The organism is Olivibacter sp. XZL3, from assembly GCF_004368405.1.
GTDB lineage: Bacteria > Bacteroidota > Bacteroidia > Sphingobacteriales > Sphingobacteriaceae > Olivibacter.
In genome coordinates this window covers 1-17,028 of the sequence record NZ_SBJH01000049.1, presented here as the reverse complement: position 1 = coordinate 17,028, position 17,028 = coordinate 1, and the positions used below count along the sequence as shown (strand labels likewise).

Below are 17,028 nucleotides of genomic sequence, written 5' to 3'. Positions count from 1 at the left end.
CGAATCATCAAATTTTCTATGCATCTCTACAAATTTAAAATTACTCCTTAAATCTGTCTCGCTTTAAAGGTAGCAACTCCAGTTTATCCTTTGCACCTTGCAAGACTGGCAGATCAAAGACATCCAGGAAGTCTGCATCAACTTCATTTCCTTTCGCTTTGAGGTTTTTATCTCCGTTTGTAAGAAGACGGTCTTCTGTCCATAAAACCCTTGCGGTATGTTCCACTTCGGGAAACTGCTCTTTAAGGGCAGGTCCGGCAGCAGGCATGGTAATATCATGTATATTGACAAACCCATCTTTATCTGTGCGGTTCATGAGCTTATAGATATTCTCTTTGTTGTCATAGAAATTATCGTAGCGAAATTGGTTCTGCACCCATAAGGCAATCAATAAGACCGCAGTCATACCGACGGCAAGCCCGATAATATTAATGGCGGAAAAACCTTTGTTTTTCAGTAAGCTACGTCGTGCAGTTTTTAAATGGTTCTTTATCATCTTATTGCGTTGAGAAGTAAATATGGTTTACCGAGATACGCCTCATTTCAATTTACAATTTAATTGTCTTAAAAATCGTTCGTGCGTTATATATAAATAATTGCAATAGCTCTGCCAGCATTGTAACAGCTTGTAAATCATGTGGTTGAATTTTGATTGATTGTTCGCTATCGAACAGTAAGTGTTTGATAATGAACACTACTGGCTTGGGCAATAGGCTATACGCCTTAGGCTTTAGGCCAAAAAATAACTAATAACCAGTGACTAATAACGAAAAATGAAGGAAATAACAGAAAGAATCAAATCGCCAACACCGATGTTCTTTAAGAAGATAAGAACCATTGGTTTAATCTTTGGAGCAATAGGCGGCGTCTTATTAACCTATCCGATAACTTTACCGACAATAGTGGTTGCCATAGATGAGTGCGAAAGTCTAACAAAAAGCAAAGACCTGAGCCGATTATTTCTTTTAATCGGCTCAAAAAAACATTATATTTGAGCCGATTTATTATACTAATCGGCTCATTATGTACAACTGGCAATATAAAGATTGGCCCAATTTTACCTATTCGACTACACATCTGGCATCTACCGGTGTTGCATTTGCTAAGGAACTCGGATTGATAGGTGGTCTTATAATGGGCTTGAATGATGAGTTGAGGCAGGAGGCCGTAATAGAGGTTCTGATAGCAGAGGCCATCAAAACATCTGAAATCGAAGGAGAATATATGAGCCGTGAAGATGTCATGTCTTCTATCAAGAGAAATTTAGGGTTAAATGATGAAGCTCCCGTTCGCGATAAGCGAGCGACCGGGGTAGCTAAATTGATGACCACTGTTAGAACAGATGCTGCGGAAAAGTTGTCTCTCAATATGATCCGGCATTGGCATCAACTTTTAATGGAGGGCTTTCCAAAAATTAATGGAGGCGAATGGCGTAAAGGTGAAGAGCCGATGCAGGTTGTCTCGGGCGCTTATGGAAAAGAGACTATACATTACGAGGCGCCCCCATCTTCCCAAGTGCCCAAAGAGATGGAACAGTTTATGGACTGGTTTCACCGCGATCGTTTTGACGTAAAGGACGACATCATGCAGGCTTTATTAAAGGCTGCAGTAGCCCATGTTTATTTTGAATCTATCCATCCCTTTGAAGATGGAAACGGACGCGTTGGAAGAGCCTTGGCCGAATATACACTCTCCAACACACTCCAGAGCCCTGTTTTGCTGTCCATATCCAAAACCATTGAAAAAGACAAAAAGGAATATTATGACGCACTAAAGCAGGCACAAGCGGGCTTAGACTTAACAGCATGGATTCATTATTTTACACAGGTTATAGTAGAGGCACAACGGAATGCAAGAGAGCTGGTTGAGTTCACCGTAAAAAAGGCCAAATTTTTTGATCGGTTTACCGCTCTTCTGAATGAGCGGGAATTAAAGGTCATTAAACGAATGCTCGAAAATGGATTGGAGGGCTTTGAAGGTGGGATGACAGCTAAAAAGTTCATGGCGATAGCTAAAACTTCTAAAGCAACTGCTACTCGAGATTTACAGCACTTGCATGCTATAGGGATTTTAAATCAAATTGGTGCCGGCAGGTCTGTTAGGTACGAATTGGTTTTGTAAAGGTGTTCCTTGCGCGGATTGATGGAAAGAAAGAAGGTGGGCGTATTCTTCGTCAATAAACCTTGGATCAAAGGCGCGGATAATCAGTGTCCGTTACCAGGATCCCCTCGGGGGTTCTAATCAATATCGGTTTATCTTATATTTAACGGAGTACTTGTGAAGCGGGATTTTGTTAATGATGACCGGTTCAGCGATGGACGTGCGGTTGAATTAGATTTACCCTTAGGCGATGATAACGACGATGATTTCGAAGTACTTCCTGGCGACCAAGTTGAAGTAGTGATGTAGTGGCCACTCGAACTACTTAACGAATCAAATTCGTAATCGTCAAGTTCGTGCAGGCAATTCAGAGCTAGAGCAGGTTGCAAAAGAAGTAAAGGTTTATACCGAGGAAGGACATTTGGTGAAGCAGGCAATATAAATTTTGGTTAAAAATAGCGGTGAAGCATTGCCTGTTTTTTTACCGACATCTTGATAGAATTTCAGTAAAAATTGCTTATTTTGTTAGCTTAAGTCCTTTTAATCTCATTGATTACAACCATGACACCACAATCTCACAATAAATTAGTTAGCTTTATTTGGTCAATAGCAGACGATTGTTTGCGCGACGTGTACGTCCGAGGTAAGTACCGTGATATCATTTTACCCTTTGTTGTACTGCGCCGTATCGATTCCCTTTTAGAGAAGAGTAAAGATGCTGTACTTGAAGAGGTCCGTTACCAGCGAGAAGATTTGGAAGAGGTAGAGTTAAGCCCGGATGGGCTTCGTGCTGCATCGGGTTATGTATTTTACAATACCTCACCCTGGACAATGGAGAAGCTCAAAGGTACGGCCACCAATTCGCAACAAAAGCTCGTCGCCAATTTCGAAGAATATCTTAACGGCTTCTCTGCCAATGTGCAGGAGATCATTGATAAATTCAACCTGCGTGCGCAGATCCGCCATATGGCCAATAAAGATGTACTGCTGGACGTATTGGAAAAATTTACCTCGCCCTATATCAACCTAACGCCGTTTGCTAAGAATGATCCAGAAGGACGCTTGTTGCCTGCATTATCCAACCTTGGCATGGGCTATGTATTTGAAGAACTCATCCGTAAATTCAACGAAGAAAACAACGAAGAAGCGGGAGAGCACTTTACACCGCGGGAAGTAATCCAACTGATGACCCACTTGGTGTTCGAACCGCTAAAAGGCCAGTTGCCAAGTATCATCACCATCTATGACCCGGCCTGTGGAAGTGGGGGGATGCTGACCGAAAGTGAAAACTATTTGGTCGAAGATCCGGCATTCAACTACCAAGGTGATGTCTATCTCTATGGAAAAGAGATTAACGATGAAACCTACGCCATTTGTAAATCAGATATGATGATCAAGGGCAAAAATCCCGAAAATATTCGCGTTGGGTCTACGCTGTCTACCAACGAATTTGCCGATATAAAGTTCGATTTTATGTTGTCGAACCCTCCTTATGGCAAATCCTGGGCCTCCGAACAGAAATATATCAAAGATGGCAAAGAAGTCATCGACAACCGCTTCCAGATCAAGCTCAAAGATTACTGGGGCAATTGGGAAACAGTGGACGCTACGCCGCGCAGTTCAGATGGGCAATTGCTGTTCCTAATGGAAATGGTAGACAAGATGAAGGCCCCTACATCCAATCGTATTGGTAGTCGTATTGCTTCGGTACACAATGGTTCATCGCTATTTACGGGTGATGCCGGTTCGGGCGAAAGCAATATCCGCCGGTACGTTATTGAAAACGATTTGTTGGATGCTATCGTGCAAATGCCCAACAATTTGTTCTACAACACAGGTATCACCACTTATATCTGGTTGCTCAATAACAATAAGCCAGCAGCGCGAAAAGGACAGGTACAATTATTAGATGCCAATAATCTATACCGAAAACTGCGCAAGAATTTAGGAAACAAGAACTCCGAGTTTGCTCCCGAACATATTGCGGAGATTGTTCAGGCATACCTTGATAACAAATCAGACAATTCCGCGGAGAACCCATTACAGATCAAGCGTTTCAAAAACAGCGATTTTGGCTACTATAAAGTCAATATCGAGCGCCCAAAACGCCTAAAAGCACAGTTTACTGCCGAGGCTTTAGACGAGTTACGTTTTGATAAGTCGCTAAAAGTTCCTATGCAAGCCCTGTATGAAACGTACGGTGATCTGGTCTATGATGATTTAGCGAGCAAAGTTGATGAAATAACACATCGGGCGGAAAAAGAAGAGTGGGGGCTCAACAAGAAGCAGATTGGCAAATTGTTAGAAAAGGCAGCTTGGCAAAAACCTAAGGCTTTATACGATGTAGCACTCACGCTGTGGAAGCATATCGGGGATGACGCCTATATGGATTTCAATGCCTTTAGTACCCTGGTAGATGATGTCGTGAAGCAACATAAATTAAACTTAGGCGCTGCCGAAAAAAAAGTGATCCTTTCGGCCGTAAGCAGTTATGATGCGGAAGCCGAAAAGGTGATCAAGAAAATCGAGAAGCTGTCTGGTGATAAGAAGGCACAATTGCTCAATCACCTCGGTTGTACTGAAGAACAACTTCCTCTGTTTGGCTATTTTCCGACAGCTAAAGCAGGAGAATATACCGTATACGAAACGGAAAGCGACTTGCGTGATAGCGAACAGATACCATTGGATGAAAGCATTATCACTTATTTCGAGCGCGAGGTCCAGCCACATGTAGCAGAGGCTTGGATTAATCTGGATTCAGTGAAGATCGGTTATGAAATCTCTTTCAATAAATATTTTTATAAACACACGCCATTACGTTCGCTGGAAGAAGTAAAGGCTGACCTGTTAGCCTTAGAAGCACAAGCAGACGGATTGTTGCATGATATTTTAAACTTTTAAGCTATGGAGCAACAAAGCGATATCATCATTTATCAGAGTGACGACGGTATTACCCGTATCGAAACCCGACTGGAAAACGAAACCGTCTGGTTGACACAGGCACAAATGGCGGAGCTATTTCAGAAGGGAAGAACTACCATTACAGAACATATCAAAAATATATTTGAAGAAGGTGAACTCGATGAAGCTATGGTATGTCGGAATTTCCGACATACCACTCAGCACGGTGCAATTAGTGGAAAAACACAAGAGCGGGAGGTCAGATACTATAATCTCGATGTCATTATCTCGGTCGGTTATCGGGTGAAGAGCCTTCAAGGAACCAAGTTCAGGCAATGGGCAACGGCACGCTTGCGCGAATACATTGTCAAAGGTTTTACCATGAACGATGAGTTGCTCAAGCAAGCAGGAGGGGGAAATTACTTCGACGAACTATTGGCCCGTATCCGCGATATACGCTCGTCCGAAAAAGTCTTTTGGCGTAAAGTATTGGATATCTATGCGACAAGTATCGATTACGATCCCAAGACCGAAATATCACAAACTTTCTTCAAGACCGTGCAGAACAAGATGCACTGGGCTGCCCACGGCAATACTGCGGCAGAAGTTATTTATAAGCGTATCGATGCCGAAAAACGCCATCTAGGCTTAACCAATTTTAAAGGCGAATACCCCAGCAAGCAGGAGGTACAAGTAGCTAAAAACTACCTGAATGAAGAAGAACTGAATATCCTCAACCGTATGGTTACGGCCTATTTGGAATTAGCCGAATTGCAGGCGCTCAATCGCAAACCTATGTATATGCAAGATTGGGCAACCCGTTTGGATGATTTTCTTCGGATGACGGGTAACGAGGTGCTGCAACATGCGGGCGCTATCAGTCATGAGCAAGCCTTGCAAAAGGCAGAGGCTGAGTATGCCAAATACAAGGAGAAGATCAAAAACGAACTATCTAAAGCGGAGAAGGATTTTGTAAACTTTATTGATCAGACCGCTAAAAGTCTTGAAAACAAAAAGAAGAGGTAGTAACATGCAACGATACAACAAATATAAGGATAGCGGTATTTCTTGGTTGGGGGAGATTCCGGAGCATTGGGAGTGTAAAAGAATTAAGTATTTATTTAAAGAAATTAATGAACGTAGTCTTGACGGAGGTGAAGACTTACTCTCTATATCTCAATATACAGGTGTCACGAAGAAATCTGATAAAATAGAAAATGGCGATTTATTAACAACTGCATCAACTCTTGAAGGATATAAAATTGTTAGAAAAAGGCAGTTAGTGACAAATATTATGTTAGCATGGAATGGGAGTCTGGGATTTTCAGAATTCAATGGCATAACAAGTCCTGCATATTGTATTTATGAATTAAGTACGAATGACTATTACAAATATTTTCATTATTTGTTTAAAACTGATGTTTACAAGTCGGAATTTAAGAGAAACTCGTCTGGGGTTATAGAAAGCCGTCTGAGATTGTACACCGATGATTTTTTTAATATTTGGTCTGTTCTTCCTCCTCTTCACGAACAAGAAGCCATCGCTGCGTTTTTAGACGAAAAATGTGAGAAGATCGATGCCATAGTTAGCATTAAGGAACAGCAAATCGAAAAGCTGAAAGAGCTCCGTCAAATCACTATTCATAATGCTGTAACCAAAGGTATCAATCCCAATACCGAAATGAAAGACTCCGGCATCGAATGGATAGGTGAAATTCCGAAACATTGGAAGATGAAGAGGTTGAAGTATTTGTTTAATATAGTTGGAGGTGGGACTCCATCTAAGGAAAAATTAATATTTTGGGACGGAGACTTGCCATGGGTGTCACCAAAGGATATGAAACTTCTTCATATTGATACTACAGAGGATTATATTACAGAAGAAGCACTCAAATACTCTAGCACAAAATTAATAAAGAAGGGGTCGTTACTGATTGTTGTTCGCTCTGGTATTTTGCAACGGACTATTCCTTTAGCTTTTGCAGGCCGCGATATGACTATTAATCAAGACTTAAAGGCGTTTATTCAAACAAGTGATTTGAGTGAAAATTTCTTATATTATTTTATAAAGGGGTGTGAGAATTTTTTGTTAAATGAATGGGTGAAAGAAGGAGCGACGGTTGAAAGTATAGAAATGTCATTAATGCTAGATAATTTAACCTTGGTACCACCGTTTAGCGAACAACAAGAAATCGTAACTTATTTAGAAGAAAGAACCTCCAAAATAGATCAAGCCATTTCACAAAAACAAGAGCAAATCACCAAACTCAAAGAATACAAGCAAAGCTTAATAAACGAAGTAGTGACGGGAAAGGTGAGGATTAATGATAAACAGTTGATGGCCACTGATAAACAAAATTAAAAAAATGACCTCACAATATAACGAACAAGCTTTAGAATCTCTTATAGAAAAAGCCCTTACCGGTACTTCATTGGAAGAGCTGAAAGAGCAGGGCACTAGTATAACAGCAGCAAAAGAGAAACATGCACAGTACCTATCTGTTAAAGGTTACTATCTCGGTGACCCGCATGATTTTGACAAACGCTATGCCTTGGATACCTTGCGGTTTTGGGATTTCCTAGAAAGCACCCAAGCGAAGGAATTGGAAAAGCTCCAAATATCCGCCGATTGGAAACTAAAGATTTTGGAACGTTATGATCGCATGGTCAAAAAATATGGTGTGTTACGGGTGCTCAAAAAAGGCTTAGATGTAGATAATGCCCATTTCACACTTTTCTACGAGGCACCAAGTGCCAGTAGCGCACAGTCTGTACATAATCACTTCAAACAAAACCAATTTGCCGTCACCAGGCAGGTACGGTATTCCACGCTCAATCTAGGTGAAGAGATTGATATGGTGATCACGGTCAATGGCATACCGCTTTGTACCATCGAACTCAAAAATACCTGGACAGGGCAGACGGCCGCGGTACAAGGGATACACCAGTATAAATACAGCCGGGATAATAATCAACCCCTATTACAGTTTGGGCGTTGTTTGGTGCATTTTGCAGTAGATACCGACGAGGTTTATATGACCACTAAATTGCAGGGTAAGGATACCTTTTTTTTACCCTTCAACAAGGGCAACAATATGGGGAAAGGCAATCCAGTCAATCCTCACGGACACCGTACAGCTTATCTGTGGCAAGAAATCTTTACTAAGACCAATTGGGCAAGTATCATCCAGCATTTTATGCTGCTCGAAGGCAAAGAAAAAGACGCGCTGCATAAAAAAGTCTATATTTTTCCACGTTACCATCAACTGGATGTGGTACATAAGTTAATCGACGATGTTCAGCAAAAAGGAGTTGGTAGCACCTATCTAATCCAGCATTCTGCCGGATCAGGTAAGTCCAACTCTATCACCTGGACAGCCTTTCAGCTAATCGAGGTAGAGAACAGCCAAGGCCATTCGCTGTTTGATTCGGTCATTGTGGTTACTGATAGACGTGTGCTGGATCGGCAATTGCGCGATAACATCAAGAGCTTTTCAGAAGTCAAGAATATTATTGGTGCAGCATTTTCTTCCAACGATCTGAAACTGGCACTCGAAAGCGGTAAACGTATCGTCATTACCACCATACAGAAATTCCCACATATCCTACAGGATATTGATGATATGAGCGATAAGCGCTTCGCGATTATTATTGACGAAGCACATAGCAGCCAGGGTGGATCGGCAGCAGATAAAATGAACCAAGTATTAGGCAAGCTGGAAAGCAATGAAGAAGGGGAGGTAGATGCACAGGATTTAATCCTGCGTGCCATGGAAGCTCGCAAGATGCGCCAAAACGCATCCTATTTTGCCTTCACCGCTACACCAAAAAATGCCACCTTGGAGCGGTTTGGCACACGTCAGGCAGACGGATCATATAAACCCTTTCACTTGTATTCCATGAAGCAAGCGATAGAGGAGGGGTTTATTCTCGATGTTTTGGCTAACTATACAACCTATAGAAGCTACTATCAACTGCAAAAGTCCATTGAAGACAACCCGGAGTTCAATACCGCCAAAGCGCAGAAGCGTCTAAAAGCCTTCGTAGAACGCGATCCACGCACCATACAAGCTAAGGCACGTATTATGCTAGCGCATTTCCTCCAACAAGTTTATTACAAAAAGCTACTTAAAGGCAAAGCCAAAGCCATGGTTGTCACGCAAAGTATCGAGTCGGCCATTCACTACTATCAGGCTTTGCAGCAGTTACTTGCCGAACAAGACCATCCTTTTAAGATCATAATTGCTTTCTCGGGTAAAAAAACAGTAAACGGCATCGAGCATACCGAAGCCTCGCTCAACGGTTTTCCGGATACGGAAACCAAAGAACAGTTTGATCAAGATCATTACCGTATCCTCGTTGTTGCCAATAAATATCTAACCGGTTTCGACCAACCGAAGTTAACCACAATGTATGTCGACAAAAAATTGCAAGGGGTATTGTGTGTACAGGCGCTATCGAGACTTAACCGCTCCGCAAATAAATATGGCAAGAAAACGGAAAACCTCTTTGTCCTAGATTTCTTTAACGATAGTGCCGATATCAAAGCAGCTTTTGATCCCTTCTATACGGCCACATCCTTGAGTGGCGCAACGGATGTCAATGTTTTGCACGATCTGAAAGATAGCTTGGACGATTCGGGTGTATACGAATGGTCTGAGGTTGAATTGTTTAATAGCAAGTTCTTTCAGGCTGTCCCCGCCGATGAGCTCAGCCCGATTATTGATGAAGCGTCTATACGTTTCAACGATACATTGGATTTGAATGAGGAGCAAAAGGCAGATTTAAAGATTAAAGCAAAGCATTTTGTTAAGGTCTACGGACAGGTGGCAGCAGTTCTTACTTTTGAAAATATGCTTTGGGAAAAACTCTTTTGGTTCTTAAAGTTCTTGGTCCCTAAGATGATCGTAAAACGCAAAGAAGATGCACTGATGGACGAACTCTTGGATGCGGTCGATCTTTCAACATATGGTATTGAGCGTGTGCGCCTAAATGAATCGCTGTTGTTAGATAAAGAAGAAAGCGTGCTCGATCCGGCCAACGCTAATCCCCGGGGAGCACATGATGGCGATGAGAAAGAAGCCTTAGATAAGATTATCAAAGATTTCAACGAACGGTGGTTTGCCGATTGGGATGCCACGCCTGAAGATAAACGGCAGGTGTACGAAACATTTACGCAGCGTATTGCCGAACATCCGGATTACCAAGCTAAGTATGTAGACAACCCAGACAACTATACCCGCGAATTGGCTTACAAAAAAATATTTGACGAAGTGGCTTTGTCCATGCGTAAATTTCAGATGGAGTTTGCCAAGCGGCTGATGGATGATCAGTTTAAGCAGGAATTCCGCAGCAGTACACAACGGTATTTGGATAGATAAGGTAGCCTAAATTTTAGATATATGCAGTACATAAAAGCGAAACCAACGATTTCTTACGCCGACTTCTATAAGTTAGCGCATCCAATTAACTTCCTTAGAAGTTTAACGGGTAAGGAGTATGAAGTACTATCTATCAATGAGAACATGATGGCTTTTAAACGTAAATCTACTGGCAAACAATGGACAATGGGTTTAATAGGCGTTCATCAGGCTTATTTAAAGTTGATTGATTTTAAAACAGCTAATTTTAAACCCTATGTACCTCGGACGCATTCTCCAGCCTTGGGGCTGTTGCTACATTTAGGGCTGTTGCAAAAGAAATAGGGAATTTAGAAACCATTCGAACCGTAATATCCACTACACAAATTACATCTAAAGAACGGATCGATCGAAGGCTCTGGGACCCGGTAGCTATCCGCGAGGCTGTTATAAATGCTGTAGTACATAATGATTTTACGAGAGAAGTGCCCCCTAAATTTGAAATATTTTTCGATCGAATAGAAATTACGTCGGCAGGAACATTGCCGGAAGGTTTAAGTGTCGCAGAGTTTTTTGATGGAGTTTCCATTCCAAGAAATCGGGAACTTATGCGAGTTTATCGGGATCTGGAATTGGTAGAACAACTTGGCTCTGGTGTGCTCAGGATTTTTACCCCTCCCCAAGTTGAGCGATTGTTGGCTGTATTTACTAAGGAACATAAACGGCAAGAATTACAACATCTGTTAGGTTTATCAGATAGGAAAAACTTCACTAAAAACTATTTAAATCCAGCAATAGAGGCAGGATTTGTAGCGTTGTCAAATCCAAATAGCCCTACAAGTAGTGAGCAAAGGTATACATTGACAGCTCTGGGGAAACGGATAATAAATCAATAATCATCAACTTACGGCTTCCCGTAAAAACCCTATAACAAAACTGATTATATTCGTTTCCGAAGCATAGCAGGATGGCATTGATGGTGTTTCTCAAATTTTCACATATTTTGTGAAATATCATTTAATTTATAACTTAGTGGAACTAAACTGGAACTGTTAATCAAACTAAAATCAAAAACAATAGAAAAATTAGTCACTATGGAGATGGGACTGGCAGCACACAAAAAGTAATGCTTGTGGACAGATCCAATAACCAATAACTAATAACAAACAACCAAATCGTCTAAACCGAAATGAACGCGATAATTACCACTACCACCGATACATTGGATGGTTATACCATTGAAGAATATTATGAACCTATTACGGCTAATGTAGTGGTGGGATCTAATGTATTCAGTGATATCGCTGCGGGATGGACGGATTTCTTTGGTGGCAGATTCAACACTTACGAACGGAAGTTGCAGGATATTTATAAACAGGCAATAGAAACACTTTCCGAGAGAGCGAAACGGGTAGGAGCTAATTGCATTGTGGGCTTACGGATCGATATAGATGAAATCAGCGGTAAAGGTACCCAGATGTTTATGATCACGGCTTTGGGCACTCCTGTTAGAGCAACCAAAGAAGGGGAGAAGCAAATTTTAAACACAGGCAAATCCGTTGATGGCAACCTCGTTAAAGATAAAATCGATGCCATGCATGTCATCGAGAACTTTATGGCCAACCCAAAACTATTTGGCATATCAAAGCCAAGATCAATTTTATTCTTGAAAAGTAATTCCTAGATCAATTGAATAAGCATTAAAATTAAATCATAACGGAAAACAACCATGATAGCAGAAATAATAGAAAAAATTGAGTCTCTTTTACAAGAAGTTAAACGATTACGACGAGCGTCGAGTAAAGCTAATCTGAAAGAATTAGAAACGCTTAGCGAAAGCTATTTTTCAATAGTAAACAAGTTTCCGAAAGAAGAGCTCGAAAAAATTAGGCCAACTGAAAAAGAAGTAATCAATCATATTGACCATCTAAAGAAAGAGAATGCTGAAGATCAGTGTGCGTTTGACGAAGCGTGGGGAAACTTGCTTTATAACATTGATAAAACATTGACGATATTAAAAGATAAGAACGATTAACTCTTTTATGACCAGTAAATTTTTACCTAATCGTATATTTGCCTAAATTTATATCAAAATAACAAAGTGTCATGAACCAAGACTTAATGCTACGTTTATTTCGTTCAATCGAAGGAGAGCCACAGGACGATATCGTTAAGGTGGCTAACGTCATTATTGATTCTGAGCGCAAGAAAGGGCATGAAAAGTTAGCGGATCGGTTAGATGCTATTTTAAAGCGAAATATGCACACGGGGCAATCTCTCAAAGGCGAGCTTAAAAATATTTTTGGCGGCTCGGTAAGTATCCCTAATGATAAGCGGAAGAACATACCATTAGCAGTTGAGGTACCAAGGGAACACCTTCGGCATGATATGATTTTGCCTAAGGAAGTGGAAGAGAAAATACACCGTATTGAAAAAGAATATATCGCGCGTGAGCGTCTGGCACACTTTGGTCTAAAGCCAAAAAAACGTATCCTATTACATGGAGCTCCGGGTTGTGGAAAAAGTATGAGTGCCGAGCGGATCGCTTGGAATATAGGTTTACCGTTTTTAAAGGTACGATTTGAGGCCATTATTTCTTCCTATTTAGGCGAGTCAGCAAGTAACCTAAAAAGTCTGTTTGATGCGATACAGTATTATCCCTGCGTACTATTATTGGATGAATTTGACTTTATTGCAAAATCACGTGATGGTAAACAGGACGTGGGCGAGATGCACCGGGTAGTAAATATTCTACTGAACGTATTGGAAGATTACGATGGGCCGGGAATTATCATCGCTACCACCAACTTACAGGGTACCTTAGATAAAGCACTGTTCCGTCGTTTCGACGATATTATCGAGATGCCCAAGCCGGGCAAAGAGGAGATCAAACGCATTCTTCAATCTACATTAGCTTCAATAGAGGTAGGCAAGAAGATGAACTGGACTAAGCTTGCAGAACAAATGGAAGGCTTCTCAGCGGCACTTATTGTTAAGATAGCCACTGATGCTGCCAAATTTGCAATCATACAAGGGCAACATATAATCGAAGAGAGCCATTTTTATGAATCATTAAAAGAAAATCAATTATATAATATGTAGTATTTCTACCAAAACCAATAACCTATGCCTGAATTTCCACACTTGCCGCTCCGAAGCGCCTTGCAAGGAGACTTCCATTTTAAGAACAATCAAAAGCGAAAAATAAATCCGAAAACCCAATTGAATTTAGACAATCGGGGTCAACATGCGCAGGCGCTAAGACAATCGGCGTCCAATATCCAACATAGCTATGAAGAAAGCTTAAATTTCAGAAATGAAATTGGATTGCCAGAGCTACCCGAGAATGTAATACCAGTCTTTTTGCAGGTCGACCCGGGCAAATTTGATATTGAGGCCCTAAAAGGCTTTGGAATCGAAATCATTGCCGAAGAAGATGATGGGTTTATTATTGGTGCTAGTGTCGATGGATTTAAATCACTGCGAGATAAGATAAAAAAGTTTGTCGAGGAAGGGAAAGCTAAAAATACAGCCGAATTATGGGATATCATAGATGGCAATGGCTGGCGCGCGGAACAAATTTTTTCAGAAGGTCTCTATCAAAAATGGCAAGAAAATAACATTCATGAGGATGAAGTGTTTACTGTCGATGTTTCAATAGCATGTTATTTAAAGAAATCTAATTGGCCGTCAAGGACTGAAGATGAAACGGATGAACACTATGATGCCAAAATACAACGATGGCAAGAACGCTCGGCCGAATATGATATAGCTCGGGATGAATTGGAGTGGGCAAGGCAAGATGAGGTTCAAAAATTCATAGAACTGCATGGTGGAGCAATAACTAGCCAGTTTATGTCTTATGAAGATAGTTTTGGATTTCGTGCTGAAATGAGCGGCCAAGCATTAAAGGATTTGGTGCTGAACTATCCATACGTATTTGAAGTAACAGAATATGCCGATATCGAGGATATAGAGGGAGAGGAAGGAGAAAGCGAATTAGATCTCAATTTAATAGCCCCTGTACCAGGTTCGCCTAAAGTATGTGTCATCGACAGCGGTATTCAGGAAAATCATAAACTATTGTCGAAGGCAGTTTTGAATTTTCTGTCTGCTAGTTTTGTTCCAGGTGAACACGGTACAACCTCCGATCAGGTACCCAATGGAGGCCACGGTACAAAGGTAGCGGGAGCAGTTTTATTTGGAAATAATATACCGGAAGAGGGAGAGAACCAGCTTCCGTGTTTTATTTATAACGCACGTGTACTGGATAGAGGTAATAGTTTGTCAAAGGAGCTTTTCCCTCCCAAGTTGATGAAAGATGTAAACAGTGAATTTCCTGATGCCAATGTTTACAATTTGTCGATCAATGCAAGCGTACCGTGTCGTCAAATCCACATGTCGCAATGGGCAGCAACGCTAGATCAAATCGCACATGAGGAAGGTAAGCTTTTTGTTATTTCGGCAGGTAATATAAAAGATGAAGGTTTGCATGCTAATAACCCAGGGATTAAAGACCATCTACAGGCTGGTAGAACGTATCCACAATATCTTTTGGAGCGTTCTTGCCGAATTGCTGACCCGGCGCAAAGTGCTTTCTCCTTAACAGTCGGTAGTGTGTGTTTAGATCGTTTTGAGGATGAAGATCGTATCTCATTCGGTGCTAGGGACGAAGTGTCCTCATTTTCGCGTGCAGGTTTGGGGATGTGGGGCGCTATTAAGCCAGAGGTAGTAGAATACGGCGGTGATTGGATCCGCGAGCGTAACGGCGAAAATTTTACTGTTGACAATAAAACTTCTTCAAAAGTAGTAAAAGCAGGAGCGGGTGGAGTAGGTTATGACATAGGTACTTCTTTTGCGGCGCCAAAAGTGAGTCATATTGCCGCATATTTAGTTCGGCTATTTCCTGCCGAGACGAGCCTTTTTCATAAAGCATTGATTATACAGTCGGCCCGGCACCCTGAAACTTTTTTTTATAATCCAACTGCAAACCATATAAGGCACTACGGTTATGGTATACCCAATTTAGAAAGAGCTATCCAAAACAATGCACAGCGCATTACCTTTACAACCTCTGGCAGATTGAACCCGGCCAAAGCACATTTGTTTTCTGTAAATATACCGGAAGAGATGCGTAGGCAAGGTGAAGACTATGATATACTCATTGAAGTTTCGTTGTGTTATACTGCCAAACCAAGAAGAACAAGACGCAATCTGCGCTCTTATCTTTCCGCTTGGTTAAGCTGGCAATCGGCTAAATTGAATCAGTCGTTTGCAGCATTTAAACAGGACGTATTGAAAAGTCTACAGCAAGAAGAACAACCGACTATGCAAGAAGCTACTACTGATGAGTCCAGTATACCTTGGTTTCTTACAGAACATCCAGCGCATGGCAAAGTTCGGGGAGTAAAGAGACAAGCCAGTGCCAATCAGAAAGATTGGGCAATTGTTAAGTCTTACAATCTATCTCAGGAACTTTCTTTTGCGGTGGTTGGCCACAAAGGATGGGAGAAGGATATGGAACAGGAGATACCTTACACATTTGTTGTTAGTTTCGAAGTATTAGGTGCAGAATTGCCGATCTATGAGCTTATGCAGCAGGTAAATGTAGAAGTAGAAGTAAATATTGAATAAATCATGGAAATGATTACATAAATCTGGTTTCCCTGTAATCTGCCTAGTTCTAGGCTACATTGATTTCTTTTATTGGAGATAAGTAAACCAAAAAACTATGGGAAATAATTCAGGTATTATTCGTAGCCTTAAAAAGCTTAACAAAAATTCAAACGCAGACTTAAGAGACATCAGCGAAAGAAAATCTAACGTTACTTTCGTGATTTCGGCGCTGGCGTTAATAATTTCGGTGTTGTCCTTATATCTTCAATTTTTTTATGAAAGCCATAATCTGAAAGCGTCGTTAATCGATGCAAACATAAAAAAAGACTCTATAAGTCTAGATTTAATTTATCAAAATAAAGGGACTCAAGATGCAACAGTGATCAGTTCTCATATCTTTTTTTCCTCCTACAAGAACAGGGAGCTAAAGAAATATCATATAGAATTCATAAATAGAGAAAACGACAATTCGCCTCCGGTTATACTGGCTCCAGGAAAGCAAGCCTTATATAAATTAATACAAAAAGTATATTTTAATGAAAAGGGTTTGCTGGAGAGTAAAGGAACTACTAAGCAAGATACTTTAAGGGTGTATTTGAGCATTAACTATATCAATGGTAACTCTCTCCAATCCGAAAATAATGTAGAATGCGGATGGATTACATTAGATAGTTTAGGTGAAGTAAAGCACTGGACTATTGACTACCAAAATATCGAATTAAATTCTAACGAATATTTTTCAAGAGGTTACAATTACAAGAAATAAAGTCTTTCTGGTCTCGGATGATCTGTATTATTCCCCACCACGACAGACAGTGTGAGTTGCATTCCATTTATTTTAAGTACAATTTTTTTATTTCAAGGTTTGGCACTAGACGAGACTATTAAAAGATTACCCCGATTAGTTTTAGGTATTATACCAATGTATATACCAGTCTTGTGGTTTACCTATTCCGCAAATAAAAAATTATGTAATCTCCCCTTAAAACAGCTACGAATATTAATGTAGTTTTATAATTTAGGGACAATGAAAAAAAGCAAGTTCAGCGAG

The 17,028-nt window shown here is 40.8% G+C and carries 15 protein-coding genes; 14 read left to right on the top strand and 1 reads right to left on the bottom strand.

Annotated elements, in window-relative coordinates; translation table 11 throughout:
- Positions 1-40: 40 nt before the first annotated feature.
- Entirely contained in the window at positions 41-496 is a 456-nt protein-coding gene (locus tag EPX21_RS11320; protein ID WP_134089807.1) for an ABC transporter permease, read from the bottom strand.
- Between the two features lie 277 nt (positions 497-773).
- Between EPX21_RS11320 and EPX21_RS11315 the strand changes: the two genes are divergently transcribed.
- From EPX21_RS11315 to EPX21_RS11255, 14 genes are all read left to right on the top strand, one after another.
- Entirely contained in the window at positions 774-995 is a 222-nt protein-coding gene (locus EPX21_RS11315) for a hypothetical protein (protein ID WP_134089806.1), read from the top strand.
- Between the two features lie 28 nt (positions 996-1,023).
- Positions 1,024-2,121 carry a Fic family protein gene (locus EPX21_RS11310; protein ID WP_134089805.1) on the top strand — a complete coding sequence of 366 codons (1,098 nt, stop codon included), beginning with the start codon at positions 1,024-1,026 and terminating at the stop codon, positions 2,119-2,121.
- 156 nt (positions 2,122-2,277) lie between these two features.
- On the top strand, positions 2,278-2,409 hold the full coding sequence (locus EPX21_RS23265; RefSeq protein ID WP_255502120.1) for a hypothetical protein: 132 nt from the start codon (positions 2,278-2,280) through the stop codon (positions 2,407-2,409).
- A 252-nt stretch (positions 2,410-2,661) separates the two neighbouring features.
- Positions 2,662-5,001 carry a class I SAM-dependent DNA methyltransferase gene (locus EPX21_RS11305; RefSeq protein WP_134089804.1) on the top strand — a complete coding sequence of 780 codons (2,340 nt, stop codon included), beginning with the start codon at positions 2,662-2,664 and terminating at the stop codon, positions 4,999-5,001.
- 3 nt (positions 5,002-5,004) lie between these two features.
- Positions 5,005-6,027 carry a virulence RhuM family protein gene (locus EPX21_RS11300; protein WP_134089803.1) on the top strand — a complete coding sequence of 341 codons (1,023 nt, stop codon included), beginning with the start codon at positions 5,005-5,007 and terminating at the stop codon, positions 6,025-6,027.
- On the top strand, positions 6,005-7,363 hold the full coding sequence (locus tag EPX21_RS11295; RefSeq protein WP_134089802.1) for a restriction endonuclease subunit S: 1,359 nt from the start codon (positions 6,005-6,007) through the stop codon (positions 7,361-7,363). Before EPX21_RS11300 ends, EPX21_RS11295 begins: the two co-directional genes overlap by 23 nt.
- A 4-nt stretch (positions 7,364-7,367) precedes the next feature.
- Complete coding sequence (locus EPX21_RS11290; protein ID WP_134089801.1) at positions 7,368-10,382, top strand: type I restriction endonuclease subunit R; 3,015 nt, start codon at positions 7,368-7,370, stop codon at positions 10,380-10,382.
- Between the two features lie 21 nt (positions 10,383-10,403).
- The gene (locus EPX21_RS11285; RefSeq protein ID WP_134089800.1) at positions 10,404-10,706 is read left to right on the top strand and encodes a hypothetical protein; all 303 of its coding nucleotides are present in this window, start codon (positions 10,404-10,406) and stop codon (positions 10,704-10,706) included.
- Between the two features lie 140 nt (positions 10,707-10,846).
- Positions 10,847-11,257 carry a Fic family protein gene (locus EPX21_RS11280; protein ID WP_206106055.1) on the top strand — a complete coding sequence of 137 codons (411 nt, stop codon included), beginning with the start codon at positions 10,847-10,849 and terminating at the stop codon, positions 11,255-11,257.
- A gap of 293 nt (positions 11,258-11,550) precedes the next feature.
- A complete protein-coding gene (locus tag EPX21_RS11275) occupies positions 11,551-12,045 on the top strand; it encodes a YbjQ family protein (RefSeq protein ID WP_134089798.1) in 495 nt (164 codons plus the stop codon).
- A gap of 45 nt (positions 12,046-12,090) precedes the next feature.
- Positions 12,091-12,396: a hypothetical protein gene (locus tag EPX21_RS11270; protein ID WP_134089797.1), complete on the top strand. Its 306-nt coding sequence runs from the start codon at positions 12,091-12,093 to the stop codon at positions 12,394-12,396.
- A gap of 71 nt (positions 12,397-12,467) precedes the next feature.
- Positions 12,468-13,463 (top strand): AAA family ATPase, encoded by a 996-nt coding sequence (locus EPX21_RS11265; protein WP_134089796.1) that lies wholly within the window; start codon positions 12,468-12,470, stop codon positions 13,461-13,463.
- A 24-nt stretch (positions 13,464-13,487) separates the two neighbouring features.
- Positions 13,488-15,995 (top strand): S8 family peptidase, encoded by a 2,508-nt coding sequence (locus tag EPX21_RS11260; RefSeq protein WP_134089795.1) that lies wholly within the window; start codon positions 13,488-13,490, stop codon positions 15,993-15,995.
- Between the two features lie 97 nt (positions 15,996-16,092).
- A complete protein-coding gene (locus tag EPX21_RS11255) occupies positions 16,093-16,743 on the top strand; it encodes a hypothetical protein (protein ID WP_134089794.1) in 651 nt (216 codons plus the stop codon).
- Positions 16,744-17,028 lie beyond the last annotated feature (285 nt).